Consider the following 25,647-nt stretch of genomic DNA (forward strand, 5'->3'; position numbering starts at 1 on the left):
CGTTCGCCGATCGTCGCCAAATCTCAGTTTCGTTCGCTCGGAGTCGCTTTCGTTCACTCGGGCTCAGTTCCGATCACTCGTAATCCGCTATTAGCTGTCTGTTCGCGCTCCATACTTTTGCTGAACCCGTCTGATGGCAGGACATGGCTCAGCGAACGACGGCCGACGAGACGATGTCACGACAGGAGATTGGAACGTACCTCGCCGAACTCGCCGAAGAGTTCGAACAGGGGGACGAAGACATCGCAGTCAGCGTCGGAAACAAGACGGTAACCCTTCACCCGCCCGAGGACGTCTCCGTCTCGATCGACGTGGTCGAACAATCGTCGATGCTTCGCGGCCAGCGAGAGACCGTCGACGTTCAACTCAGCTGGAAACCGGAACGCTGAGGCGGCCGTTTCGATCCTGTCGTCGATCGTCCCAACCCAGAGAGGAAACTCGTCCCAGCAAACCGGATGGAGAAGTTCTTTTTCCTCCCGCCCCAGAGAGTCACCTGATGTACGAGACGATCCTCTTTCCAACCGACGGAAGCGCTCACAGTGCGACCGTCGCCGAGCACGCCGTCGACATCGCCCAAACGCGCAACGCCGCGCTTCACGTCTTCTCGGTCGTCGACGATCGAGCCTTTCTGGTCCTCGACGACGACCGGGTCGAGGGTGTGCGCACGGATCTCGAGGAAAACGCGCTCGAGGCAGTCGATCGAGCGGCGACGCTCGCGACCGACCGCGGTCTCGAGACCGAGACGGCCATCGAAACCGGACACCCTGCCGAACGCATTCTTGAATACGCCGACCAGCACGAGATTGACCTCGTCGTAATGGGGACGAGCGGCGACGACTACGAGAACAACGTCGTCGGGAGCGTCTCCCAGCGCGTCGTCCGTTCGGCGACCACACCGGTGCTGACAGTCGGTCCGAACGTCTGACTGCTGGCTCATCTATCCGTTTAGTCACATCTGGGTGTCTCTGCTGACACGATCGACGAGTACATTGATGTGTGCCGACGCCAAACGCAGGATAGATGCGTCGTTCGCTCGTTATCGGAATAGTACTGATCGCTGTCGCGTTTCTGTTCCTCGGTGGTCCTTCGCTGTTGTTCTCTCCTTCGACCAGCGACATCGCTCCCGAGGAGGAAGACCAGCCGCGACCCGAGGTTCACTCCTTCGAGGACGCAGACAGCGGCATCTGGCCGTACCTGAGTTCGCGAGAACACCACGATAAGCGAAGCCCGCTCAATATCATCGTTCGCGGTGACAGCGATGACGTCGTCCAGTTGCTGACCGAACAGTCCGACGGCGACTGGGAAGAGGTAGACGAAGACGAGATGGTCGGCGAGGACGAACCCTACGCGTTCCTCGAGGACGATCACCACCACGCCACGGGGACCGAGTGGGGCGAGGCCACAGGAACGACTCGCTACGCCTGGGTCGACCCGGGTGAGGATGAGGACCCGTACTGGACGACCGAAACGCTCCAGCTCGACGACGGGGACTACTACGGCGAGCGAATGCACATTCGGCTCTACGAGTCGCCGAACGGTGACGACAACTGGGTCGCGATGCAGGCCCACACCGAGCACTTCGACTGGTTCACGCTTCGCCACCGGGTCGACGGCGTCGAACGGGCCCAACTCGAGATCGAGTCGGAGTTCATGGAACTGCCCGGCGTCGACAACCAGGAAGACGTACAGCGGATCAATCTGGACAACTCCGGTCCGTCGGACGCCGACGGCTGGGCGACCGTCGTCGATCTGTTCGGAATGGCCCTGACACCGGTTGCACTCGGACTCGCCAGTCAACAGCGCGTTCGCGAGCGGACGCCCGACAGTATCGACGAGCGCCTGACCGACGTCGACCGCCGACGGCTCGCAGCCGCCTACGATCGGGTCGAGGCCGATCACCTCGTGCTCTCGATGAGCATCCTCGCGATGTTCCTCGGCGTCCGAATCGTCGGAATCGCCTTCGAGCGATCCGTCGACGTCCTGACGATGCACATGATCGCGGCGTTGCTCTATCCGGTCATCGCCGTCGGCATCCCCCTCGTGACGTACCTCGTCGCACGCGGACTCACTCGCCGGCTCGACGCCGCGGTCGCCGCCTCGGGGTCGTTAATCTTGGCGATCTGGCTCGATTACGGTCTGATGAGCGTCGACTCGCTTCCGGTCGACGTCGTCGCCCAGCGAATGCTCGTCGTCGTCGCGCTGGGATTGATCGCGGGCGGTGCCGCCAAACGCGCGACTCGAGGATCGTGGCTGAACGACCTGCTCGTCGCCGGCGTCGCCATGTGGGTGCTGGTGTTAGGCGGGACGCTGTTTGGCTACTTCTGACTCCTCGAGAACGCGTTTGCTACTCGTATCGATTCTCCCCCGAGCGCTCTGCCGGCGCTCAAATACGTTCGCCACTCGAAAAATACTCTCCGTATCGCCCGTGTTCACCGAACCGCTCCCTACGTCGCCTAACCGACGATAAGCAACAGTCGTCGGAACGCTGGAAGACTCCGCGGCACTCGATGCCGTCGGACGTAGCAGTCGACCCTACCAGGCGGACCAGGCGGTCGTCGTCTCGTCGTAGGCGTAGACGCGCTTTGCGTCCTTCGCGAGGACCATGTCGCCGTCGAGTTCGTTGCGGTCGCGCTGGTAGCCGCTGGCGTCGCTCCGGACGACGAAGGCGTCGATCTCGAACTCGTTGTCGCCGAACGTCTCGACCTCGCCGACTTTGAACTCGTAGTCGCCGGGGACGTGGACGGTGATGCTTTCGCTGTCGTCGTGGGAGCCGTCCTGAGGGTGGACCGTGATGTCGACCGACACGTTGTCCACCTCTCGCGTCCAGACGGTTTCGACGTCTTTCGCATCTGCGGCCTCTCTGCGGCGTTGCTCGGGGAGTTCGATGCTGGTCACGCGAACCGTCGAGAGCACTTCGTCGGTCTCGAGGATGAACTCGTCGCCGGTCTCGATGGTCTCGTCTTCGGGCGTCGTGACGTTCGCCGTGAAGGATTCGCCGTCCTGAGAGACGACGACGTCGAGGGTGACTTCGCGCTCCGGTTCGGGCTGAATCTTGTGGACGTGGCCACACTCACCACAGCGGACGGTGATGCTGCCACCGCCCGGCGAGAGAACCTCGTGGACCGTCTCGAGTTCCGGGGAACACGAGGGACAGGCCGTCGGGAGTCGATCGGGTATATCGCTCATGGATCGACGTAGGAGCCAGCGACCTAAAAGGTGCGTGAACCTGTGTGCGTAGAGCGCAGACCTGACTGTGGAACGCAAACCCGGGTCTCGAAGGTGCACCTGAGTGTGGAGTTGAACCGGTCGCGGCTGAGTGTGGGGCTGAACCGGTCGCGGATTGGATTGTGGGCGCGGCTTTCCGTCAGCTCGATTCTGCCGTCGGAAGCGCGACTTCGACACCGTCGGCGAACACCGTCGGTTCGCGGAGGATACCGTCCAGATGAATCGGCGCGTCGATGTCGCCACCGATTCCCGCATCGTCGCCGACGGCGATGTGGACGGTCCCGCCGGCCTTCTCGTCGAGCAACACCGAGCCGACCAGTTCGGTGACCGCGACGTTGGTTCCGATGCCCAGCTCCGCCAGATTGTACGCCGCGTCGCCGACCTCCTCGGCGGCGGTCTCGATCGTCTCCCGGATCTCGTCGTCGGAGATATCGGTTACGAGGCCGTCTTCAACGTCGAACCGCAGCGTCTCGCCCTCCTCGAGGAGCCCGTGTGGCATCATCGTGCCGTCGACGACGAACGTTCCGTCGGCCGTCTCGGGGCTGACGAACACCTCGCCCGCGGGTAGGTTCGACATTTCGCCCGGCTCGTGGACGATTCCGGTATCCGAGAGGAACTTCCGGTCGCCGATGCCGAACGTGATATCGGTTCCGGCGTCGGTCGCCACCCGAACTGCCTCGGCGTCGTCGACCTGCTCGCGGACGGCTTCGCAGTGAGCGGCGATGGAGTCGTAATCGGCCTCGAGGCCGGCGACGAACACGTCCTCGGTGATCCCCGGAAGCGTCGCGACTCGAGCGCCGGCCTCGTTCGCGTCGGTGCGGGCTCGCGTGTGGCTCAGGCTCTTCGTCGTCGGAGCCAGGACGACGTCGGCTCCAGCCATGGCCGCCGAGACGGGTTCGGGCGGTTCCGACCCGTGCGTCTCTCCGGGCGGGTACCGGACGAACGCGACATCGTCGGTTCGCTCACTTGCGGCCTCGTAGAGCGCGTTTCCGATCGGCTCGCGCTTTTCGTCGGTGACGATTGCACAGGATTCTTCGGACTGCACGTCGAGACATTGTCGAATCGCCGTTTCGGCGGGTTCTCGAAGATCGGACATACCTGTGAGTGGGCCAGTACGGCGAAAGGTCTTGCTCTCTCGACGTCCCTGACAGTGACCCTCGACCTGTGAGCACGATATTCGAGACGTGACAGTAGGGGCACCTCGAGTACGACTCCGTGCTCTCGAGCCGTGACGGCCGGACCCAAATTGGACCGTCGATCGTTCGGACAGTCCGGAACGTGATAGCTCGCGTAAAAACTCTCAACCGAGTAAAAACCGGTGGAGAAGGCTCGAAACGGTTATCCGATTCGACAGTGGAGTCGGGTACATGATACAGGTCGCGATCAACGGCTACGGGACGATCGGCAAACGCGTCGCAGACGCCGTTCGGGAACAGCCCGACATGGAGGTACTCGGCGTCGCCAAGACGCGCCCGAACTTCGAGGCCGAGACCGCCATCGAGAAGGGATACCCGCTCTACGCCGCCATCGAAGAACGCGCCGACCAGTTCGCCGAGGCAGGACTCGAGATCGCCGGCCCGGTCGAGGATCTCGTCGAGAAGGCAGACGTCGTCGTCGACGCGACGCCGTCGGGGATCGGTGCCGAGAACAAGGCGCTCTACGAGGAGTACGACACGCCCGCCCTCTACCAGGGCGGCGAGGATGCCGAGATCGCGGACGTGAGCTTCAACGCGCGCTCGAACTTCGCCGACGCCGTCGACGCGGACCACGTCAGGGTCGTCTCCTGTAACACGACGGGACTCTCGCGGGTCATCGCGCCGATTCGAGAGGCCTACGGCGTCGAGAAAGTTCGCGCGACGCTGGTTCGACGCGGCGGCGACCCCGGCCAGACAACTCGGGGCCCGATCAACGACATTCTCCCGAACCCGGTCACGATTCCGTCCCACCACGGGCCCGACGTCGAGACGATCTTCCCGGACCTCGACATCGACACGCTCGGCATGAAGGTCCCGGCCACGCTGATGCACATGCACAGCTTGAACCTCACGCTCGAGTCGGACGTCGAGGCGGCCGAGGTTCGCGAACTGCTCGCCGACGAGTCTCGGCTCTTCTTGATCCCCGAGACGATGTCGATCGACGGCAGCGGCAAGTTAAAAGAGTACGCCCACGACGTGGGCCGCCCGCGCGGAGACCTCTGGGAGAACTGCATCTGGGAAGAATCCATCTCGACCGTTGGACGGGACCTCTATCTCTTCCAGGGAATTCACCAGGAGTCCGACGTGGTTCCCGAAAACGTCGACGCGATCCGCGCCGTGCTCGGCGCGAGCGACGCCGAGGGCAGTATCGCGACGACGAACGAGCACATGGGAATCGGTTTCTAAACGGCATCTCGGTCGTCCCGAACAATTAGGGTCGACAGAAAGTTTTTGCCACGTGCCCCACTAGAGTATTCCATGCGCCGAGATGATCGCGACGAACCCTTCGACGACCTCTTTCGTGAAATCGAGCGAATGATGAACGAAATGATGAACGGTGCAGATGTCGATTTCGAATCCTCTAGCTCCGTCGACAACGGCTTCGGATCTGACACCCATATCGACATTCACGAGACCGATGACGAACTTCGCGTCATTGCCGACCTTCCGGGTGTCGAAAAGAACAATATCGATCTCGAGTGCGACGGCAAGTCGCTCACGATATCCGCACAGAGTCAGCACCGTCAGTACGACGAGCGCGTTTCGCTCCCACAGCGTGTCAACGAACACACCGCCGAGGCGACGTACAACAACGGTATCCTCGAGGTCGTCTTCGAATCGGCCGAGAAGTCCTCGGATATCAGCCTCGAATAGTTACGTCACGACGCCGATCACGCTCGCGTTCCGTCCGGATCGAATGCGCTTGCCGCCCGAATCAGTCACCGGTTTCTCAGTTAGGATTCTTTCGTCTCACTGCTCGCTCGCGAACGTATCGCCTGCGCGAGCCGGTCGTAAAATCCCGCCTCGTATTTCGTTTCGTCGTCGATCGTCGGGCGCGCGTTCGTCTCGTTGACGACGACGCGGTCGCCGCTTACGAGCAGGTCGACACCGAGAAACGGGATTTCGAGCGTCTGGGCGACCGACTCGGCGAGTTCGCGAATCGATTCCGGAAGATCAACGCCGGTCGCCGTCGCCCCGCGGTGGACGTTGTGCTTCCACTGGCCCTGCGCGATCGCGTCCTCGGGAAGCGTCCGTTCGACCGCTCCGACACACTCGCCTTCGAGAACCATGACCCGGTAATCGACCGCTTCGGGGAGGTACTCCTGGACGAGGAACGACTGGTCGCCGGTGGCCCGATAATCGTGGACTAGCGAGAGGTAATCACAGATTCCGAGAAAGGAATCGAGATCGTGGGCTTTCGCGACGCCGGCCCCCCGGGTCGTCGAGTTTGGCTTGACGACCACCGGTGGCTCGAACCGGTCGAAGACGGTCGCGAGCGCTGACTCGTCGACTTCGTTCGAGACGTACACCGAATCCGGAACGGGAATATCGGCCCGTCCGAGTCTGGCCAGTACCTCTCCTTTGTTTCGCGACGTCAACACGCTCGAGTGGCCGTTCAGCCACGGGACGTCTAAGAGCGCATCCGCGACGCCACCTTCCATCAACCGACCGGGGTAGACGAACCCGACATCGTACTCGCCTTCAGACCACGGTGCGTCTGCTCCGATCGGTACCGTCCGCTCGCGGACGGGCACGTGGTGCACTCGAATCCCCCGTTGCTCGAGCGGATCGCCCATTCGCTGGAAGGTCTCTTGATTGTTCGCGACCGCGAGGTCGATCATACTCGGGGATGGGCGCCGAGACAAAAAACAGTAGAGTATTCGCCGTCGCTGTTCGGGGGCTGGCGATATCGTCGTCGCTTCGACTAACACGCCGAAGACGAAGCCGCCGCTCACTGTATCGATCCGAAACGCGAAAATGCGGGTTTACGCGATCAGTTCTTCCTCGCCACGCTCGACGACGACGCGACATGGCGGCGAGATCTTGTTGTAGGATCGGCGAAGTGCGTCTTTCGCGAACTCGGCGTCTTCGACGTCACACCAGATCGTAAAGATGCGTTCGCCCTGCTGGATTCGGGCTGCCGTTCCGACGATCTTGCCGAACGACTGGCGCATTCCGTCGGAAACACGGTCCGCACCGGCACCGGTTGCCTGCTTGTTCTCCCGGATGACGTGGTGGGGGAACTTGCGGAGGATCATCTTGTACTGGTGTTCGCCCGCGCTTTTCAGCATGTGGCGATTCGCCGATAGTCGGGAGGCCTCGAGCGATCCGTGGCGGATCTGACACTCCTCTTCGGTGATCAGACTGATCTGAACGGGGTAGTCTTCGGGCTCGGCCGCGGTGTCTCCCATCTTGTGCTGTGCGACCTTCGAACCCGGAATGCCAGTAATATACTCCCGGCGCGTGTAGGCCGGCTTACTGATCTCCCGGTACATAGAGGCGGGTTTCTCTGACATGGCTGTAGTTACTTACAAAAACGGAGTGCTACCGTGCGGATAAAGGCTTCGAAGCCGTCGCCATCGACGTGTGCGTCGTTCGCATTGGTAGACACCTGCATTGGTAGATACCTCGAGTAATCCCGCCGCCCTAACGGTTTCGAACGAACTGTCCCGTTCGATAGCGCTTCGATTGTTTCGTCGAACCCACTCGAGGTCACAGTCTGCTCGAGTCGATGCACTTGCGGTGTGGAATTCTCGAGGAATTGGCGCATGCATCAGGAGCGGCTCCCGGCTCGAGATGGGGTGTGAGTCAGTTACGGGGGACGTATTCGTTGTCGGCTTTTTCGACCAGTCCCTGGGTCGAAAGGGAGTTCATAACGCTCAGCGTCGCCATTTTCTTCATGGACAACGTTTCGCTTACCTCTCCGACAGTTGCGCCGCCGGTCGTTTCGAGGTAGAGGTACACGAGTTTCGCCTGCGGCGAGTTCAGTTCGGCTGGGAGCGGGCTTCGGTCGGCGGTCGTCGTGGCGGTGAGTTGGGCTTTCATCAGTATGGAGACATCGTCCACGAACTCGGGTATAAGTCTATGGTGGTGTGGATATATACTGGCTAATAGATAATAATGTGATTATATGTATTGGTGGGGGGTGACACATCTATGGCGTGATGAATCTTTTGAGGCGAAGTACGAAATATTTGTCTAATAGACGCTCCCCGTAAACATCCCTCGATCAACTGTACGCTCATCTCGTCCATCGCCGATCTGGAACAAGTGACAATTTTTGCTATAAACTTGAAGAAACGGTGAGGGAGATGTGTGTCGCGTTAAAGTCGATCGCTCGAGCAGTATCGAGAAAATTCGCATTCCTACCCATAACCTTACATAGTTTCCAAAGGATCTCGGTCGTGAACAACTCCCTCGAGTTTCCACATCGGTTCTGACTCAAAAACCTCCCGACCGTCGGCGTGTTTAAGGGTCTTCCACCGATATGAAAGGGTATGTGGAAGAGTTTCCGGATCGGGTCGCTGTTTGGCATTCCTATCAAGCTTGATCTGACGTTCTTGCTGGTTCTTCCCCTGTTTGCGTATCTCATCGGGTTCCAGATCGAACTGGTCGCGGACCTCCTCAACGAGACGCTGGGTGCGGGGATCGATACCGCAACGATAACCAGCGGGACGATGCCGTGGATACTCGGTTTCGCCGCCGCGATCGGACTGTTCGTCGGCGTCGTCTTGCACGAACTGGGGCACTCGCTCACCGCACAGCGATACGGGTTCCCGATCGATTCGATTACGCTCTGGCTGTTAGGCGGGATCGCCGCCCTCTCGGAAATGCCCGAAGACTGGAAGCAGGAACTCAACATCGCAATTGCGGGCCCCATCGTCTCTATTCTGGTTGGTGTCGGATCCTACGCCCTCTTTGTCGTCACACCGGAGAACCTCGACGGTGCTCGGTTCGTCTTTGGCTACCTCGCCGTCCTCAATATCGCGCTCGCGGCGTTCAATATGCTCCCTGCGTTCCCGATGGACGGCGGTCGGGTGCTCCGGGCGCTACTCGCCCGAAGCAAGCCGTACGCGAAAGCGACTCAACAGGCTGCGAGCGTCGGGAAGTTCTTTGCGCTATTGATGGGTCTCTTCGGACTGATTCCGCCGTTTAATATCATCCTCATCGGTGTCGCGTTCTTTATCTACATCGCCGCCTCGGGCGAGTCCCAGCAGGTAACGATGAAAGCCGCGTTTCAGGATGTCACGGTCAGCGACATCATGACGCCCGCTCGAGACCTCCACACGGTCGATCCCGACACCAGCGTCGAGGAACTCATCCAGCGGATGTTTTCCGAACGTCATACGGGGTATCCGGTGCTCGATAACGGGTACCTCGTCGGACTCGTTACGCTCTCGGACGCACAGGAGATCAAACCCGTCGAACGGGGCGCGTTTACCGTTTCGGACGTGATGACGACCGATCTTCAGACGATCACGGCCGACTCCGACGCAATGACCGCGCTCGAGCGGATGCAATCGGAACGGATCGGCCGTCTCCTCGTCGTCGAAGGACAGGCATCGGCGTCGATGGATCGTCCGGAAGATTCCCTTCACAGCGAGAGCGTCTACGATGACGGCGGGTTCGGTGACGCGGCCCTCGACGAAGCGAGAACCGATGAGGCTTCTCAGGACGGCGACCTCGTCGGCCTGATCTCGAGAACCGATATGATGACCGCACTGGATATCGTCCAGAAGAGCGGCGAGGTGAACCGCTCGCCACAATCGCAGGTTTCGGACTGAGCGTTACTCGATCGGGAACCGAAGCAGCGCTCCAACCCCGTCGAACGCCTCGACGAATCGCACCCCGTCCGGGAAGTCGTCGGGGACGACGACTGTTTCGCCGCCTTGGTCGATCGCTCGGTCGCCGAACGTCTGGAGGCGCTGTCCGTCCACCGCCGTCGAAAGGAGGAGCGTTTCGACCGCGTCGTACTCGAGCGCGTCGTCGACCTCGTCGATCCCGTAAGCGACGCTGTCCCCGTCCGTTCGAATCTCGTCGAAAAACGACTCGAGCGTCTCGCGAGCCGCCTGCCGATCTCGTTCCGTGAGGGTTTCTTCGGCTTTCTCTGCGAGCTGTCTGATTCCCTGCTCGGTAGCGTACTCGACCGCGAACTCGTCGAGTATTCGATCCTCGAGCCGATGGTCGAGCGTCGCTTCCGCTTGGAACTCCTCGATCGTTCCCGTCGTCCCGCCGAGGACGACACCCTCAACCGCGTTGTCGCCGAGAAACTCACGTTCCGCTCGCTCTGCGACTTCATCGAAGAACTCTCGTTTCTTTCGTTCCCGATCGCGTTCGAACCGCTCGGCGGATTGACCACCCGCGCTCGACTTTCCCGGCACGTTGCTCTCGAACGTATCGATCACCTCGATCGTCCCATCTTCGAGTCGACCCAGTGCACCCCCACCGCGTTCGACGACGAGTAGGCCGTAGTTCGAGGACTGTTCGGTGAGCTCCTCGAGTGGCTCGAGATCGAATTCGTTCGCGTGTTCGTACGTCTGTTCACCGACTGGCACGGGAAGGTCGTCGAACGCTGCCGTCCGGAGGTCGCCATCGACCACGCCAGCGTAGATGGCGAGTCCGTTTTCCGGAAGTTCGTCGTACTCGTTGAGCAATCGTTTGGCTTCCTCGAGAGCTTCGACGAGCGGTTTCGGAAACGACCGCTCGTCGAGTTGTGTCGCCTCAGCGTAGTCGGTTTCGATGGGCTGTCGTGCTTCGCCGATCGACCCGTCGGGCGGGACGGTACGGCTGAGGAGAACGTCTCGATCTACTTCGGCGTCGGCGAGTCTATCGAGCCGCTCGTGGAGTTCGTAATCTTCGAGTGACATAATGATCTCGTGATCGATGGTATCGATCTTGCATCTGTCTTCGAGAGTGGGACAAGTGAGGTGTCTGCTGGCGTTCGCAACCATTGTTTGCGAGGTCGGCACTCTATTTGATAATAGTTAGCAGCTAACGCGAAGGTCTGTGGACGCCCGTCCGATTGGAGCCGTCTCACGATACTATTACGACCTTATATCGTTCTAATCTATTTACAGACTGGCAAAATCACTTCTCTGAAGCAGAAAATTACATAAAATGTAAACGATTATCGTTTAGTACCTTCCTGTGTTTTCTATTTCCATGATTCAGTACGCGGATTTGAACCGAAGCACCGAAAATGGTGGTGTTTCGTGATTGGACCACTCTCAGATACACTCCCGAAAGTGATGTCGAATTCACGAGGAACGTGTCGGTTCGGCCGGTATCTGCGTATCGAAGACCACACCAGCGACGAATGAGCGAGCAAGTATCGCAGGAGTCGTCCGTCGGCGGTTCGGACATTCGCGGCAGTCCTCGACAGGCGGTCGCGGTTTCGACGTTCGGGTATTTCGTCGGATTCGCCGGCGTCGTCGTCTACGGGCCGGTCGCAACCGAGTTCGAGGAAGTGCTCGGACTGTCGGGTCTGTTGCTCGGATTGCTTGTCGCCGCACCGCAGTTAACCGGTTCCTTGCTTCGGATCCCCTTCGGTGCGTGGGTCGAAGACGTCGGTGCGAAGAAACCGTTCGCTATCTTGCTCGGATTGTCGGCGGTTGGAATGGGCGGATTACTAGTGATCCTTCTGACGGCGTATCCGGACGGCCTGACGATTGTACACTACCCGCTCATCTTCTTCTTCGGCTCGCTGAGCGGCTGTGGGATCGCCGCGTTCTCCGTCGGGGCCGTCGACACCTCCTACTGGTACAAATCCGACCGGCGGGGCACGATGCTCGCGGTGTTCGCAGGTCTAGGAACCACGTCCCCAGGGCTGTTTACGATCGTCTCTCCGTTTGCTCTGCTCGCGTTCGGGCTAACGGGAACGTACGCCGCGTGGTTCGCCTTCCTCCTCGTCGGAACGATCGTCTTCGTAATTTTCGCCGTGGACGCGCCGTACTTCCAGTATCGAAAACGAGGATTCGACGAGGACGAAGCGAAGTCGCGCGCCGAGGAGGCCGGTCAGGAACTGTTTCCCACCGGCGATGCGATGGAATCGATCCGCAAGGCAGCTACCATTCGCCGATCGTGGATGCTCACATCGCTGTTTTTCGTTTCCTTTGGCGGCTATCTCGCGCTCACGGTCTGGTATCCGTCGTACTGGGCCAACCTTCACGGATTCGACGTACAGACCGCTGGTATCGTCACCGCGGTCACGTTTACCCTTCTCTCGCCGCTCTGTCGAATCGGCGGCGGCGTGATCAGCGATCGGCGCGGCGGAGAGGAGACGGCTTTGATGAGTTTCGGAACGATCACGCTCGCGACGCTCGTCCTCGTACTCACTCGAGATCCGTACACCGCAGTCGTCGCCACGATCGTCCTTGGAGCGGGGATGGGAATCGCCAGCGCCGCGATCTACCAATTACTCCCGAAGTACGTCCCCGAAGCTGTCGGTGGCGCGTCGGGACTCGTCGGCGGCATCGGCGGCTTCGGTGGATTCGTCGTCCCGCCGATACTCGGCCTCTTCGTCGATATTCAGGGCGTCTCCGGGTATGCGACCGGCTTCGTCATCTACCTCATCCTCGGCGTCGCCGGTATCGGTCTCGCGAGCGCACTTTATCGATCGCGGTCGACGACCGTCCGCTCGGGAACTGGCGTTCCCGCCGACGACTGACTTCGCTTGCGCTACTCGTTTCGTCGTTTGCTATCGTTCAGGGCCGAAAAGGCGACGGAGCGATTCGAGAGGTGACGTGACTGCGTGACTCGAGGGGGCGTCTCGAGTTTCGGCGTTTTCACTCTCGGAGTGTCGTCACGAAGCAGTCTAGGTGTGAAACGGTCCAGGTGCGAGAATTGAACCACAGTCGTTTCACTCCCTGATCAGACGTTCCGCTCCTCCGTATTGTCGTCGCGAAAAGGTCCAGGTGCGAGAATTGAACTCAGGTCAGACGTGCTCGCTCCGTTGTGCGCGACTGACACAGTTCAATTCTCTGTTGGCGTTTTCACTCCTCACGTCCGTTCGTCGCGAAAAGGTCCAGGTGCGAGAATTGAACCCGCGTCTCAGCCTCCACAAGGCTGAAGGATAGTCCACTACCCCAACCCGGACACGCGTGCACTTCTATGTAATCGCGGAGTACCTGAAATACGTTACGCTCTTGGAGACGCCGTGTCACAGCGTGTCGTCCCCTGATTGCGCCCGCTTCCGAGTCGTTTTTGGCGCTCGCTCGCCTACGTTCGCTCAACGCGTGGCCATCACCGACAAAATCTACGTCAAAAACCATCGCCAGTTGAGCTCCCAGCTCGAGACGAACATTCCGAAAGGGGCGTTCAAGGGAGCGACTCTCGACATGCTCTTCCAGGGCAAGGGCCTCGAGAAGTTAGACGACGCGACCAGAGAGCGAGTGCTCGATTTCGCGGGCGACTTTCTGGACTGTAACTGCGACAACAACCCTTACTGTGGTTGCCCGGAGCGGAAGTTCATTCAGTACCTGCTCGAGTTACGCGCACAGGGATTGGGTCCGGACGCCATCGTCGACGTGATGAGCGACGACTACATGGTCTACGCCTACTCCGGCGATGTTCTCTCCTTTCTCGATAACGGCATTCGAACGCTCGAGGCGGCCGAAGGGCTGGCTCGAGTCGACGGACACGACGAGAAACGAGACGAGATTCGGCAGGTCAAGAACGATCTGGCGCGGTAAAGTGAGACGTTGACATCCTCCCCGCCCTGAAGGGGCATGACGAGACGCAATGCGTCTCGTTGCACCCGAAAACGCGTCGCGTTTTCGAGGACGAGGATTCCCGACCGCGTTGGGATATTACGGTTCGCGGTTCACGACCTGTTCTCGTGGGGCGAAAACGCCCTCACTACGGTCGAACAGGTGAACCGCTGGCTGTGCCAACCAGCCGTTATCCCTATCGCCGCCATCCGTGGCGAGACTCGGGAGTACCTTTTGTCGAATGTTCTCAGCACCATTCACGTCCGCGTTCGCTACTGTACCGCACTCATCGCAGACATACAGGCCACGTTCGACACGCTGACTGTCATCTGTATGGTCGCACGCCGAACACGACTTCGACGTATCGCGTTCCGACACCAACTCCACGTCGATGCCTTCGGCTTCCGCCTTGTAGTCGAGTAGCGTTGTGAAGCGGTCGAAAGCCCACCCGTGCAAGTCGAGATTGCCGTGGTCGCCCCAATTCCGAGAGTCACCGTTCTTGTTGTCTTCTCGGATACCGCCAAGATTGCCAACGACAACCGTTCCGACACCTCGTTCGATACACTCCTCGACGATGGATTTCGAGAGTGCGTGCAAGAAGTGCGTCCGACGACCCGTTCGCTTGCGGTCGAGACGAGTGGCTTCACGGGACGAGGAATCGTCGCATTTGGCTTTTTGTTTCGTGAAGTAGTACTCGTCCTCTTTGAGTGCGCCACCGGGATACAACACGGATTCACCGCCGAAGGAGACGGCGGCAAAGTTGCATATCCCGAGGTCAACACCAGCCACCTCGTCTCCCGGCGGTTCCGGGTCGATGGTGGTGCGACAGACGAATTGTAGTCGCCACTCGTCGCGTTTGTAGACGGCGCGAACCTGCTGAATGTCCCACTCGGTCAGGTCAATATCCGGGCGAGTCTGGTACTCGCATAGGATGAAGTCTGACCGGTGTTGTTTGAGGTTGCGGCCTTTTGAGAGGCGGACGCGGGTAAACTGTGCGTCGTGTTTGAAGCCAGCCGCTTTGAACGACACGGTTGAACGCGGGTGGGAGTCTCCGTTTTTCCGGTAGCCGGGCGGTCGGGCACGGTCGTCGCCGTTCCGACGCTTACCGAACCAGCCGTTGAACGCTTCAGCGAGTTCTTCGAGAACGCGCTGACTGGATTGAGAATGCAAGTCCGTATAGCGTTCGTGGCTTTTGAGTTCGGCTTTGAGTTCCCCGTCATCGGGGATCTCGCCCGTTTCGTCCCACTGTTCTTGTGCGTAGTAGCGACCGACGTTCCAGAGTTTTGAGGTGGCCCATCCGAGCTGATCGAGGTCGCCACGAACCTGTTGCTGGTTCGTAATCGTGGCCTCGAAGGTTCGGATGGTTCGACTCATTTTCTGGCTTCATAACTGGTTATGAACGGAGTTCTGTTAATAGCGTCGGTTAGCGTGGAATATCCCGCCTTGCTACCGACAGTGGATTGTGTAGGAGTTGTCGGCTGTATCCCCGCCCTGAAGGGCGGGGTTTTAGCCTTGTAACTTCCATAACTCACTGGAGACGCCCGCAAAGATCATCGAAGCGGATACTGCTCGTCGTCCTCGTCCAGATCGTCGAGCAACAACACTTCGTCCTCTTCCCCTTCGAGGCGACTCCGGAGCTCCGAGACGTACGATTTGTGCTCCTCGAGTTGCTCACGGAGGTGCTCGGCCTCGAGTTCGAGGCGTTCGTGTTCGCGGACGAAGCTCTTCGGAACCTCGACGGTCGGCGGATAGGTCGGCTCGTCGTCGCCACTTTGTCGGCTGGCGAGTTCCGACTCGGGAACGACCTCGATCTGTCCGTCGTGTTCGACCAGCAAATCGACGTAGTCCCGAAACACCGCAGACAACGAGATATCGCGCTCCTCGGCGATATCCTGTAGCGACTTGAACGCGTCCTCGTTCACCCGGAACGAGATCGTTTTGTTCTTGTTGCCCATTGGTACCGTTTCCGTCTTCGATTCACTTAACGATTTGTCAGACGTTCTCGGCGTGGTAACTGCCAATTATGAACTGCTACAATGCCTCTCAGTCGAAAATACGCAAAAATGTGTGGAATACGTCGGTATCGGCGTGGATTCAGGCGGGCGCCTCGAGATCCTCGAGACTCTCCAAGGCCTGAATCACGTCGCGACGGTAGTTCTCGACCGGCGAGTCGTACCGTTCGCGAGCCATCTGGGCGTACTCGTTGCCGGGTGCCGTCGAACCGCTTTCGGGGGCCTCCTGTTCGGCTTCCCACTCCTCGAAGGCCTCGATTCGCTCGACGGTGCGTTCGGCGGTTTCGACGACCCAGCGGTTGCGGGTCGCGTCGTCGACGATCGAGATGGATTCGGGGCGAACGGAGACGTTGACGCTCCCGTCTTCGGTCTCGTACGTTCGCGGTTTGCCGACGATCGCCACGTACGCCGGCGGTTCCGTATCTCGGAGGACGGCGGCGGCTTCGGGCTGGTACTGGCCGGCGTAGACGAAAAAGGTCCCCGTCGGATCGACGACGCGGCCGCGCCAGTACTCGCTCTCGTCGCCCACGTCTTCGGTTTCGGTGAGCGTGCCGACGATGAACGCGCGGTTCGCGCGGTCTCCGGTCGGGAGCAACGCGTAGTTGGGCGCGCGTTCGTCGTCGCTTTCTTTGAAGGTGTACGTCGAGTCGTTGAATTCGGAGGCGAAGACGCGACGCGCGACTTCGCGGGTGAGTTCTGCCTGAGACATGTTACATCGACCTCGCTTTGATCAGCAGCTGTTCGGCATCGACCGGTCCGTCGAGTTCTTCGACGTCGTCCGCGAGGACGTACCGCCCGAAGGTCGGCCCCTCGATGCGGTAGTACGTCCCGATGATCTTGTCGCGGATTTCGTCGGCGACGACCGTCGTATCGAGGGCGTCCATCGCCATCTCCTTGCCCTCCTCGAGGCTGATCCCGGTCAGGGATTCGGTCGCTTCGGCGTCGAAGATGACCTCGTGGGCGTCGATCCCGTCGTCGACGACGCCTTTGATGCGGAGATCGAATTCGCCTTCGACCTCGCCGTGTTCGTTACAGCGGCCGTTCTGGAGGACGCGCGTACAGTCCTCTTTCGGACAGCGTTTGATGAGGCCGCTGCCGCTTTGCATGTCGACGAGCGCACCTTCGATTTCGGAGGTGTCGTCGCCGACCTCGATGTCGTCCTCGAGTTCCTCGACGACCGTCGTGCTGTTGAGTTTGACCGAGTACCGACCCTGGTACTCGTCGGTGACGACATTCTTGAGCTCGTAGACGCCGCCTTCATCGAGTGCCGGAAGGTCGGACTTCGCCCACTTGGTGAACTTGATCGTTCCCGTCGGATCGCCGAGCAGACCCACCTGTGCGACGGAGTCGCTTCGGGGGTCCCAGAGCTCGATGACTTTCGCGGTGATGTCGACCCACTGCTCTTCTTCGTCGATATCTTCGACGTTGACCGCTTCACTGCCGCCGCTTGCGATGTCTTCGCGCTCGAGGCCCGCCTCCTCGAGGTAGTGGTTCGTGACGCTCCGGCGACCTTCGTCGATCGGGACTTTGTACTCGTCGACGAGGGTCGTCAGGCGCTCCTCGACGTCGTCGACCGTGACGTCGAGATGGTCTGAAAACTGGTCGTGTATGTCTTCGGCGTGTTGTCGTACGTCGCTCATGGTTTCTCGCCTCCTCCTGTGTATCAATGGGAGGCATACCGAATTTCGTGCCCAATACTATTTAAACTGCCGCCACCGGAGCGAAAGTGAACAGCGAATCGTCTTTCGGCCGGCGACGAACCTATGTGGCCGGCTCTCGAACCATCATCGAAGCCATGCCAGACAGGCGACGCCTCGAGCGATTCGTTCGCACGACACTCCAGCAGGCGGGCGAGCAGTACGAAGGGTTGCGTCGGTCGACCGACGAGCAACTCGAGGAGGCTCGAAAGGCCTACGAAGGGGCGAAACACGCTCGCGAACTGCCGACCGACGAGGCGGGCCGAGCGAAAATCGTCTGTCGGCGCTACGCCGAACAGCGGGCGGCCAAGCTAGACGACGAGTACCGTCCCGCGTGTTACGAACCGGACCATCCGGACTGTGAGGGCTGCGTGGAGGACGTTCGATCGGGCCGGATCGAGACGTGGTAGGCTGTTTCGCTCGTTGATGTTGTCGTCCGTTACGCTCGAGCATCGCCGGGTTGGACTCGAGAACGCTGGCTCAAGGCTGCAGACCGGTGGGTGAGAGGGTCGCCATCGAGAAGCGTCCGGCTGTCAGGCCGTTCGGGAACCGGCGCCAACGGCCCAGATCGCCCCGACCAGCGCGAGAACGGTGAGTAAGACGACGATGGTGTAGGAACCGGTGTATGCAACGGTTGCGGTTCCGATGGGTGGTACTGCGAGCGAGAACGTTCCGATCCCCACGTTGAAGATCCCGATGACGGCGGTATCCTTTGTCCGGCTGTAAGTCTGCATAAGCACGGGAATATACAGCGTCGCGGAGCCGCCGAGCCCGATACCGAGGAAGAAGATGGCCAGTACCATGAACGCCGAATGCGGGACGAGCAACAGCGAGGCACCGATCGCCGCACTGGCCAGCGACGCGAGGAACGTTCGTCTGAATCCAGCTTTGTCGGCGACGAGCCCGCCCCCGATCCGCGAGATGATACTGAACCCGCCCACGAACCCGAACGCGAGCGAAGCGCCGGCCGCGGTCAGTCCTCGAGCCGTGAACAGATCGATCGCGTACGCCGCGAGGAGCTGATACCACGCGAAGGAAAGCCCGATTCCGACAAACAGCAGTCGGAACGTTCGGGCTTTGGCTAGCTCGCGTAACCACTCGAGGATTTCTCCGGCAGAGGCCGTCGATCGATCGGCCCACCGGGGTCGTCGACACGTGATTCCGGCGACGAAAAACGCGGCCGCCGTGATCGACATGATGAGGAGGAATCCCTCTCGAACGCCACGGTAATCGATCGCGTACTGCCAAGCTGGCGGCAGGATGAACAGACCGAGCCCGTTGCCGGTGAAAATGAGCCCCGTCGCGGCCCCGCGGTACGACTCGAACCAGCGGGGAACGATCGATGCGAGAACGACGAACACCGTTCCGAGCGAGAGACCCACCAGTCCGAAGACGACGACCAGCCCGACGTAGCCGTCGACGACGTACAGTGATGGTGCCAGCAGCCCCGAAATCCCGGCGCAGACAAGTAGTATCGTTCGGGACGGAACGTGTGCGGCAAAGACGCCGACGACTCCGGCACCGATGTAGAACGCGAAAAGCATGATCGCAAACACGGTCGAGAGGGCGACCGGATCGATGGCGAACGTTTCGCTGAACGGCGTCAAGAACACGCCGTAGGAAAATCCCGTTCCGAACGTGAATATCATCGCTATCGCGCCGGTGAACGCCACGATCCAGCTTCGGCGCCCATCGGGAGATTCACCAGTAGAGAGACTCACAACGGAATCGTCGTCACCGGGGGAGAGAAAGTGTTCTGATATCCACCGATCGAGCCCGCTTTCGCCGCGGTACCGGTAGTGCTCGAGAAATCGGGCGATCAATCGCTGTCGATCCGGTATGGTTCGGGCGGTCGCTACTTCGGGTCGTCGGTGCGGACGACCCGTTCGACAAGGTCCCGAGAGCCGTCGTCGTCGTAGACGTACCGTTCGTCCGCCGCTTCGCCCTCGGTTTGTCGGTGACTGCCGTCACAGAACGGAAACGACTCCGAAAGTCCGCACTGACAGATGGCAACGTCGCCTTTCTCCTCGTCGATGTCGTCCGCGGTGAGTCTTCGCGGTCCCTTCGCCTCGAGTTCCACGAGTCGTGTCATCGCCTTCGACTCGAGGGCGTATCACCGAAAGCGTAGCGGTGGGCAACCCCGATTAACGACGACGGAAAAGCGTCTTCAGTCGCCGATGACGACGGGGCCTTTCGGGTGTTGTCGGGAGACGTTCATCGGGCAGGTATCGGGTGCCTGCGAGTCGTCCGAGGTGAGCATGTACTGGGGCCACTCGCGGTCGCCCTCGACGCCCCAGTCGCCCAGGTCGGCGTGGGGACAGACGCCGTCGTAGTCCTCGATCCGGTCCTGAATAACGTCTCGAGCCCGCTGACCGGCCTCGGTGTCGGCGGTGATGCCGTCGAACAGCGACCGGGGCTGGAACGTGATCTCGAGTCCGATCGGACAGTATCGGCTTTTTCGCGTGTCGTAAAAGGGCGCTCGGCAGGTGGGAAACATCGGCTCGCCGCCGAAACAGAACTCCCAGTACTCGCTGTCGGGGTTCGTCGGAATGTCTTCCGGCCAGGGCTCGGGGTCGTGTGCGTGTAACACCTGCAAAACGTGCCACAGCGCGTCGTGGTATTCGGCTTCGGTCAACGCTCGTTCCGGCGGTCGAAAGAACGTCACGAGCGAGGCCTGTTCGCTGTGGTCTTCGTAGACCTCGAAGTACTCGAGGAGCGTTTCGCCCAGCGAAAAGAGCGCCTCGCTGTCGGTCATCGACGAGACGCAGGTGTACAGCGGCTGGCCCTTCTCGACGGATTCGACGCCGAAGTAACAAGGAAATGGACTCCCATTTCGCTCGCCTAGAATGCCGCCGGTAAAGCTCTCGAAGTGGTCGACGACCCACTCCGGGGCGGCTCCCGACTCGACGCGCTGGGCGATCGTCTCCTGGTCCATCAGCACCGCTACGCCGGGCTCGTTCATACTGCAGTCTTACAAACTGAGTCGCTATGTGTTTTTCTCTTTCTCGATACGTTCGACGTTTGTACTACTCGAGTGGTCACCTATCCGTGCACAGCTTGTACATTCTCGCCACAGATCAGTCAGTTGCCGCCTTATTTTGGTATTTGGTTCCAAACCCCGTCGGTGTACGAGTCACGACGTCGATATGCCCGACCGCTAGTTACGGGTCGATCTCGAGTTCGCTTCCCACCTCGATGGTGCCGCCCTCGAGTATTCGCGCCCGCAATCCGCCACGGTGAACCAGCGCGTCGCGAATCCCTCGTTTCTCGAGGTGGCTCTCGAGGTACGAACACGGTTCGCAGCGTTCGACGCCAAGACAGAGCACGTTTCCGACGCGAAACTCCTCGCCGACGAGGTGGTTCAGGGCGACGCCCGTCGTCGTCACGTTCCGGCGATGTGCACCCGTCTCGAGCGAGATGTCGTAGTCGTCCTCGACGGCCTCGAGCGCCTCCCGTTCGATGAGCGTGAGGTCGCTTCCGTCGCGGTCGCCGAACGTCCCGTCGTCGTCGAAGTACCGGTCCCCGATGAGCCCCGCGTTCGCGACGGCCTCGACCCGTTCGTGCGACTCGATCGGTTCCCCCTGTTCAGCCGCAATCCCGATCGAGACGATGCGTCCGGATTCCATTGAGACGTTTTGCAACTCGAGGCCCGTAGCTTTCTCGATTCTGTTCGACGATCAGCGATCGCGTTCGATGAAGAGATATCGTCGTTCGTTGACCGTTACTGCTTCGCCAGATACCCACCGAGCGCACCGAACGCCAGCGGTAGGAGCAACCCAACGAGGACGATTGCGGGCAGGGTTTCCGGTGCGAGCGTCACCGATCCGCCGAACAGTCCGCCCTCGGTGGTCTCTTCGAACACGATGGTTCCGAGGAACGCGAGCGGAAGATAGCCGACGACGATCGACGCGCCGAGTTTGGTCCCTGCTTCGGTCGTCTGCCGGTTCTCGATAACGCGCGTCGCGAGAACGTACCCGCCAGCAACGAGAAGCGCGATCGGGACCACATTGTAGACGAGCTCCGGTATCTGCGTCGACTCCTCCGAGAGGATATTGAACGTCTCTGTGCCGTTGAGACCTGAGAGTTCCATATCGACGAATTGAGCGTTGTAGAACAGCAGGCCGATCATTTCGAACGTGCTTTCTTCCTCGCCGAGTTCGATCTCGCTATCGACCGTCGCGAGGACGTACGTTGCAATGTACCCCGAAATAAAGGTCACAGCACCGACGATTGCACCCTGCTTGAGCGGTACCCCATCTCCGTCGTCTGTTCTCGACATACGATTTGCAATCCGACAGAACCGTATAAAATTGTTGAACTGTCTTCGAACGCCCCCTTTTCGCCATCGATTTTACTCGTTTCACTCTGAAGAGATGATCCCGCCAACTGCGCCGAACACGAGCGGAAAGACGAGCCCCGCGAGCAGGATGGCGGTCGCCGTCTCCGGCTCCGCGCTGCCGAACGATCCGTTGACGGCGAAGACGTACGCGCTCGTCGCTGCGAGCGGGAGATATCCGACGACGACCGTCGCACCGGCCTTGACGCCGTCTTCGACCGATGCACCCGCTCCGAGCGCCCCTCGCCCGACGAGGTAACCCGCTACAATGAGGAGCAAGATTGGGACGATGTGGTAGACGAATTCGGGAAGGCCAGTTTCGGCCTGTGCGAACATCGTCGTCGTGGTGTCCAGTCCGACGACGTTCACTTCGATATCGACGAAGTGGGTGTTAAAGAACAACATACCGGCCGCTTCGAACGCGTTCTCCGAGGCGATCTCGGCGATCCAGTCCGAGTCGAACTCGAGGTCCGTCTCGAGGAGGAAAAACGAAACGAGGTAGCCGGCCACGAACGCAACCGCTCCGTAGATTCCGCCCTGTACCACTGGAACGTTCTCGAGCAGTCCGTCCGATTGTGTGGACATACCGGGAACGACGTTAGTAGAAACACATAAGCTTCGTGGTCATACACGCTGTCTGGTATGTAATCTCATCGAGCGTCTTCTTCCGGCTATTGCGGCCAACCGGTGCATCGATTTCGTGACTCCGGGGTGATTGGACTTGGCAGGTCGAACAGTTCGGTAGCACGTTCGGGCCGCGAGAACGTCGCCGCCGTCGGCCGTTCCGTACGACTGTATCAATCTAGCGCCGTCGGCTGTGATCGGGCCTAGGGTCATAGCCGATTCGCACTTTCTCCCTCGGCCGTTCTAGTCCTTCGTATGGCTGAGACAGATCAGATCACGATTTCGATCGAGGTGGACGAGTAATGGCCTGGCAAGACTTCGTCTTTCTCGCCGGCAGTCTCCTCTCGGTCGTCTTCCTGGCCCCAACGCTTCGGGACGCGGCCGCACGCGTTCCGCGGGCGACGAGCGTTCCGTCGATGGTGATTGGCGGCGTCTACTCGCTGACGTTTTTAACTCTCGATATGACGTTCTCGGCGTTCGGCGCGTTCGCCGCCTGTACGATGTGGTCGCTGATCGTTTGTTTCCGCGGGCCCGACGAGGGAATCAGAGAGTCGATACGGAACCGATATCGGGGCCGGCAGTGGTGGCTCGTCGCCGACGATTGCTACCGGTGGTTGCACCGCCTCGCGGGCTCTCGACGTTCCGCCGAAAATCGGTACCTCGAGTCACTCGAGCACTGAACGCGTAGTCTCTTTCCGGACGGCCATTCTCTCTTTGGTTTTTCGAGTAGGTTCCCGTCTCGCCGGGAAACACACAAACGTGTCGCCGTTGGATCCCCAGTAGTGCCACCGTCGATTCCAGATCCCGAACAGCACCTCGAGACGATCGCCCGACGCGCCCGGGACGGGATTATCACGATCACGTCCGACGGGACGATTCAGTACGCGAACCCCGCCATCGAAGACATCTTCGGACAGTCGCCCGAGGAACTCCTCGGGCAGTCGCTCGACGAGTTGATGTCGACGGAGCAGGCTCGACGGTTTCGGGAGGGTGTCGATCGATACCTCCGGACGAACGAGGCGGCCCTCGACTGGGACGACATCCGATTTTCGGGGCAACACCGAGACGGCAAGGAGATCCCGCTTAGTATCTCCCTGAGCGAGTTCGAACACGACGGAACCCGGTACTTCAGCGGTATCGTTCGCGACGTCACCGACCACCAGCGACGGGAAGCCCAACTCGCAGGACTCAATAATTTCGCACAGGAGTTGACCGAGGCCGAATCGCGCGACGGCGTCTGTGAACGGACCGTCTCGGCTGCTCAGTCGACGCTCGAGCAGCCGATCGCCTCGATACTGCTGTACGACGAGGAGGACGGTCGACTCGACCCGTGTTCGTGGACGCCGGCCGTGGACGCACTCTCGATCGCGGACGACGGATCGCTGTTTGCGACGGATCGATCGATCCCGTGGGACGTTTTCGTCCGCCAGGAGAGTCGCGTGTTCACCGACCTCCTCGCGGAGACGACCGTCGAAGCCGACGAGACCAATCTCCGGAGCGCGATTTTGCACCCGATCGGGACCCACGGCGTGTTCGTCGTCGGGGCGACCGAAAGCGGAACGTTCGTCGATTCGGATATCGACATCGCGAGCATACTCGTCGCGAACGCGTATTCGGCGATCGAGCGCGTTGACCGGGAGCAGGCGTTGCGCGACCGAAAGAACCAGCTCGAGGAGAAAACTGAGACGCTCGAGCGCGTTCGGCGAATCAACGACATCATTCGAGATCTCACGAAGGCGCTCCGCCGGGCCACCGAGCGCGACGAAATCACGTCCGATATCTGCTCACAGCTCGTCTCGCTGGAACCGTACCGATTCGCGTGGTTCGGCTCGGTCGATCCGGCGAGCGACGAACTCGTTTCGGAGGCGGCAGCCGGCGTCGAAGACGGATACCTCGAGTCGATCGTCGAGCTGGCGGACGGACAATCGGCGGACCAGGATCGTGTCAGCGGACAATCGGCGGACCGAGATCGTGTCAGCGGGGATTCTGTAGGCGATACATCGGCGGACGAAGCGGACGGGGACGACGACTCGACTCGGCCGCCCCTCGAGCGTGCGATCCGGACGCGGACCCCGCAGGTCCAAAACACGATCTACAAGGAGCCGCCGTTCGAGTCCTGGCGTCAGGAGGCGATTCGACGGGACTACCGATCGAACCTCGCCATCCCGGTCGTCTACCGAGACACGTTCTACGGCGTCCTCGACCTCTATGCGGCGACGGAGAACGCGTTCAATCAACTGGAAATCGCGGTCCTTCGAGAACTCGGCGAGACGATCGGCTACGCGTTGAACGCCGACGAGCGCAAGCAGGCGTTTACGAGCGAACGGTCCGTCGAACTCGCGTTCGACGTTCGCGACCGCGGCGACTCGATCCTCGGCCTGGTCGAGCAAACCGGCGGCCGGATCGAAATCGAGAACCTCCTCGAGCGTCGCGATGGTGCGACGACGATGTTTTTCGCTGCTCGCGAGCAGGATCCGGACGAGATCGAAGCGTGGGCGAACGAGTCGACGCAGGTTCGGGATATCCGACTGTTGACGGATCGGTCGGATGAGTCTCTGTTCGAGTGCGTTCTCGACGATACGACCGTCTGGGCGCAGTTGCTCCAGCGCGGGGCCGTCGTTCGCGAGGTCGTCGCGACGGATGAAAGCGCACGAATCGTGATCCGAATTCCGCAAAGTTCGGACCCGAGAGCGTTCGACGCAGTGCTCTCGGATCGGCTCGGCGAAGCCGAACTCGTCGCGCGACGGGAGTACGAGGAGCCGGTAATGACGCCGGAAGAATTCGAGGCCGAGTTCCGAGACCGGCTGACCGAACGCCAGAACGAGGTCCTCGAGACGGCCTACTATGCGGGCTTTTTCGAGTGGCCGCGCGAAACCCAATCGGACGAACTGGCCGACATTCTCGACATCGCACAGCCGACGGCGAGCCGTCACATCCGCTCGAGCGAGCAGAAGTTCCTCTCGATGCTGTACGAAGATTCGAGGGAGTGAGTTTCCGAGGGACTCCGTCTGGTTCGTAGACGGCGTTCGGCTGAGTGGGAGTACCGACGAGGGGGCTAGCTTGATAGCC

General features: G+C 60.4%; 27 protein-coding genes and 1 tRNA gene. 11 read left to right on the top strand and 17 right to left on the bottom strand.

Translation table 11 applies throughout. The features are described 5' to 3' along the window. Positions 1-143: 143 nt before the first annotated feature. The 3 genes from ACZ5C7_RS09860 (at position 144) to ACZ5C7_RS09870 (ending at position 2,325) form a co-directional block, all read left to right on the top strand. Positions 144-389: an amphi-Trp domain-containing protein gene (locus ACZ5C7_RS09860; RefSeq protein WP_464376142.1), complete on the top strand. Its 246-nt coding sequence runs from the start codon at positions 144-146 to the stop codon at positions 387-389. A 107-nt stretch (positions 390-496) separates the two neighbouring features. Next, positions 497-925 carry a universal stress protein gene (locus ACZ5C7_RS09865; RefSeq protein ID WP_464376143.1) on the top strand — a complete coding sequence of 143 codons (429 nt, stop codon included), beginning with the start codon at positions 497-499 and terminating at the stop codon, positions 923-925. A gap of 95 nt (positions 926-1,020) precedes the next feature. Next, positions 1,021-2,325, top strand: a complete 1,305-nt coding sequence (locus tag ACZ5C7_RS09870) for a YrzE family protein (protein ID WP_464376144.1) — start codon at positions 1,021-1,023, stop codon at positions 2,323-2,325. 207 nt (positions 2,326-2,532) lie between these two features. Here the strand turns inward: ACZ5C7_RS09870 and ACZ5C7_RS09875 are convergent, their stop codons facing one another. Together ACZ5C7_RS09875 and ACZ5C7_RS09880 are read right to left on the bottom strand one after the other, a co-directional pair. Further along, a complete protein-coding gene (locus ACZ5C7_RS09875; RefSeq protein ID WP_464376145.1) occupies positions 2,533-3,186 on the bottom strand; it encodes an HVO_0476 family zinc finger protein in 654 nt (217 codons plus the stop codon). Between the two features lie 178 nt (positions 3,187-3,364). Next, positions 3,365-4,321: an aminopeptidase gene (locus tag ACZ5C7_RS09880; RefSeq protein WP_464376146.1), complete on the bottom strand. Its 957-nt coding sequence runs from the start codon at positions 4,319-4,321 to the stop codon at positions 3,365-3,367. Positions 4,322-4,592: 271 nt separating this feature from the next. Here ACZ5C7_RS09880 and ACZ5C7_RS09885 point away from each other — a divergent pair, with 271 nt between their 5' ends. After that, positions 4,593-5,606: a type II glyceraldehyde-3-phosphate dehydrogenase gene (locus ACZ5C7_RS09885; RefSeq protein WP_464376147.1), complete on the top strand. Its 1,014-nt coding sequence runs from the start codon at positions 4,593-4,595 to the stop codon at positions 5,604-5,606. 72 nt (positions 5,607-5,678) lie between these two features. Continuing rightward, a complete protein-coding gene (locus tag ACZ5C7_RS09890; RefSeq protein ID WP_464376148.1) occupies positions 5,679-6,074 on the top strand; it encodes an Hsp20/alpha crystallin family protein in 396 nt (131 codons plus the stop codon). Positions 6,075-6,154: 80 nt separating this feature from the next. Here ACZ5C7_RS09890 and ACZ5C7_RS09895 read toward each other — a convergent pair whose 3' ends face one another. The 3 genes from ACZ5C7_RS09895 to ACZ5C7_RS09905 form a co-directional block, all read right to left on the bottom strand. Then, positions 6,155-7,042, bottom strand: coding sequence for an ATP-grasp domain-containing protein (locus ACZ5C7_RS09895; protein WP_464376149.1), 888 nt, complete (start codon positions 7,040-7,042; stop codon positions 6,155-6,157). Positions 7,043-7,186: 144 nt separating this feature from the next. Continuing rightward, positions 7,187-7,717 carry a 50S ribosomal protein L16 gene (locus ACZ5C7_RS09900; RefSeq protein ID WP_464376150.1) on the bottom strand — a complete coding sequence of 177 codons (531 nt, stop codon included), beginning with the start codon at positions 7,715-7,717 and terminating at the stop codon, positions 7,187-7,189. Between the two features lie 292 nt (positions 7,718-8,009). Next, on the bottom strand, positions 8,010-8,246 hold the full coding sequence (locus ACZ5C7_RS09905; protein WP_464376151.1) for a MarR family transcriptional regulator: 237 nt from the start codon (positions 8,244-8,246) through the stop codon (positions 8,010-8,012). Positions 8,247-8,698: 452 nt separating this feature from the next. Here ACZ5C7_RS09905 and ACZ5C7_RS09910 point away from each other — a divergent pair, with 452 nt between their 5' ends. Next, complete coding sequence (locus ACZ5C7_RS09910) at positions 8,699-9,985, top strand: site-2 protease family protein (RefSeq protein ID WP_464376152.1); 1,287 nt, start codon at positions 8,699-8,701, stop codon at positions 9,983-9,985. Positions 9,986-9,988: 3 nt separating this feature from the next. Here ACZ5C7_RS09910 and ACZ5C7_RS09915 read toward each other — a convergent pair whose 3' ends face one another. Further along, positions 9,989-11,068 carry a Vms1/Ankzf1 family peptidyl-tRNA hydrolase gene (locus ACZ5C7_RS09915; protein WP_464378426.1) on the bottom strand — a complete coding sequence of 360 codons (1,080 nt, stop codon included), beginning with the start codon at positions 11,066-11,068 and terminating at the stop codon, positions 9,989-9,991. Between the two features lie 449 nt (positions 11,069-11,517). Between ACZ5C7_RS09915 and ACZ5C7_RS09920 the strand changes: the two genes are divergently transcribed. Continuing rightward, complete coding sequence (locus ACZ5C7_RS09920; protein ID WP_464376153.1) at positions 11,518-12,867, top strand: MFS transporter; 1,350 nt, start codon at positions 11,518-11,520, stop codon at positions 12,865-12,867. 355 nt (positions 12,868-13,222) lie between these two features. Here ACZ5C7_RS09920 and ACZ5C7_RS09925 read toward each other — a convergent pair. After that, positions 13,223-13,295 (bottom strand) — tRNA-His (locus tag ACZ5C7_RS09925). A 140-nt stretch (positions 13,296-13,435) separates the two neighbouring features. On the opposite strand from ACZ5C7_RS09925, the gene ACZ5C7_RS09930 reads away from it, so the two are divergent. Then, positions 13,436-13,891 carry a DUF5814 domain-containing protein gene (locus tag ACZ5C7_RS09930; RefSeq protein ID WP_464376154.1) on the top strand — a complete coding sequence of 152 codons (456 nt, stop codon included), beginning with the start codon at positions 13,436-13,438 and terminating at the stop codon, positions 13,889-13,891. 117 nt (positions 13,892-14,008) lie between these two features. Here ACZ5C7_RS09930 and ACZ5C7_RS09935 read toward each other — a convergent pair whose 3' ends face one another. From ACZ5C7_RS09935 to ACZ5C7_RS09950, 4 genes are all read right to left on the bottom strand, one after another. Further along, positions 14,009-15,283: an RNA-guided endonuclease InsQ/TnpB family protein gene (locus ACZ5C7_RS09935; RefSeq protein ID WP_464376155.1), complete on the bottom strand. Its 1,275-nt coding sequence runs from the start codon at positions 15,281-15,283 to the stop codon at positions 14,009-14,011. Between the two features lie 176 nt (positions 15,284-15,459). Next, the gene (locus ACZ5C7_RS09940) at positions 15,460-15,864 is read right to left on the bottom strand and encodes a DUF8146 domain-containing protein (protein ID WP_464376156.1); all 405 of its coding nucleotides are present in this window, start codon (positions 15,862-15,864) and stop codon (positions 15,460-15,462) included. A gap of 139 nt (positions 15,865-16,003) precedes the next feature. Then, on the bottom strand, positions 16,004-16,630 hold the full coding sequence (locus ACZ5C7_RS09945; RefSeq protein WP_464376157.1) for an RPA family protein: 627 nt from the start codon (positions 16,628-16,630) through the stop codon (positions 16,004-16,006). 1 nt (position 16,631) lies between these two features. Further along, positions 16,632-17,561 carry a replication factor A gene (locus ACZ5C7_RS09950; protein ID WP_464376158.1) on the bottom strand — a complete coding sequence of 310 codons (930 nt, stop codon included), beginning with the start codon at positions 17,559-17,561 and terminating at the stop codon, positions 16,632-16,634. Between the two features lie 155 nt (positions 17,562-17,716). Here ACZ5C7_RS09950 and ACZ5C7_RS09955 point away from each other — a divergent pair, with 155 nt between their 5' ends. After that, positions 17,717-18,028 (top strand): DUF7091 family protein, encoded by a 312-nt coding sequence (locus ACZ5C7_RS09955; RefSeq protein WP_464378427.1) that lies wholly within the window; start codon positions 17,717-17,719, stop codon positions 18,026-18,028. A gap of 123 nt (positions 18,029-18,151) precedes the next feature. Here the strand turns inward: ACZ5C7_RS09955 and ACZ5C7_RS09960 are convergent, their stop codons facing one another. From ACZ5C7_RS09960 to ACZ5C7_RS09985, 6 genes are all read right to left on the bottom strand, one after another. After that, a complete protein-coding gene (locus ACZ5C7_RS09960; protein WP_464376159.1) occupies positions 18,152-19,339 on the bottom strand; it encodes an MFS transporter in 1,188 nt (395 codons plus the stop codon). 134 nt (positions 19,340-19,473) lie between these two features. Continuing rightward, positions 19,474-19,710 carry a CDGSH iron-sulfur domain-containing protein gene (locus ACZ5C7_RS09965; protein ID WP_464376160.1) on the bottom strand — a complete coding sequence of 79 codons (237 nt, stop codon included), beginning with the start codon at positions 19,708-19,710 and terminating at the stop codon, positions 19,474-19,476. A gap of 75 nt (positions 19,711-19,785) precedes the next feature. Beyond that, complete coding sequence (locus ACZ5C7_RS09970) at positions 19,786-20,580, bottom strand: YqcI/YcgG family protein (RefSeq protein ID WP_464376161.1); 795 nt, start codon at positions 20,578-20,580, stop codon at positions 19,786-19,788. A gap of 199 nt (positions 20,581-20,779) precedes the next feature. Further along, positions 20,780-21,244 carry an MOSC domain-containing protein gene (locus ACZ5C7_RS09975; protein ID WP_464376162.1) on the bottom strand — a complete coding sequence of 155 codons (465 nt, stop codon included), beginning with the start codon at positions 21,242-21,244 and terminating at the stop codon, positions 20,780-20,782. A gap of 95 nt (positions 21,245-21,339) precedes the next feature. Then, complete coding sequence (locus ACZ5C7_RS09980) at positions 21,340-21,897, bottom strand: DUF7978 family protein (protein WP_464376163.1); 558 nt, start codon at positions 21,895-21,897, stop codon at positions 21,340-21,342. Positions 21,898-21,978: 81 nt separating this feature from the next. Further along, a complete protein-coding gene (locus tag ACZ5C7_RS09985; RefSeq protein ID WP_464376164.1) occupies positions 21,979-22,539 on the bottom strand; it encodes a DUF7978 family protein in 561 nt (186 codons plus the stop codon). Positions 22,540-22,880: 341 nt separating this feature from the next. Here ACZ5C7_RS09985 and ACZ5C7_RS09990 point away from each other — a divergent pair, with 341 nt between their 5' ends. Next, a complete protein-coding gene (locus tag ACZ5C7_RS09990) occupies positions 22,881-23,258 on the top strand; it encodes a hypothetical protein (protein WP_464376165.1) in 378 nt (125 codons plus the stop codon). Positions 23,259-23,360: 102 nt separating this feature from the next. Further along, positions 23,361-25,568 (top strand): bacterio-opsin activator domain-containing protein, encoded by a 2,208-nt coding sequence (locus ACZ5C7_RS09995; RefSeq protein WP_464376166.1) that lies wholly within the window; start codon positions 23,361-23,363, stop codon positions 25,566-25,568. The last annotated feature ends 79 nt before the right edge of the window (positions 25,569-25,647 follow it).

It is taken from the genome of Halostagnicola alkaliphila (assembly GCF_055379965.1).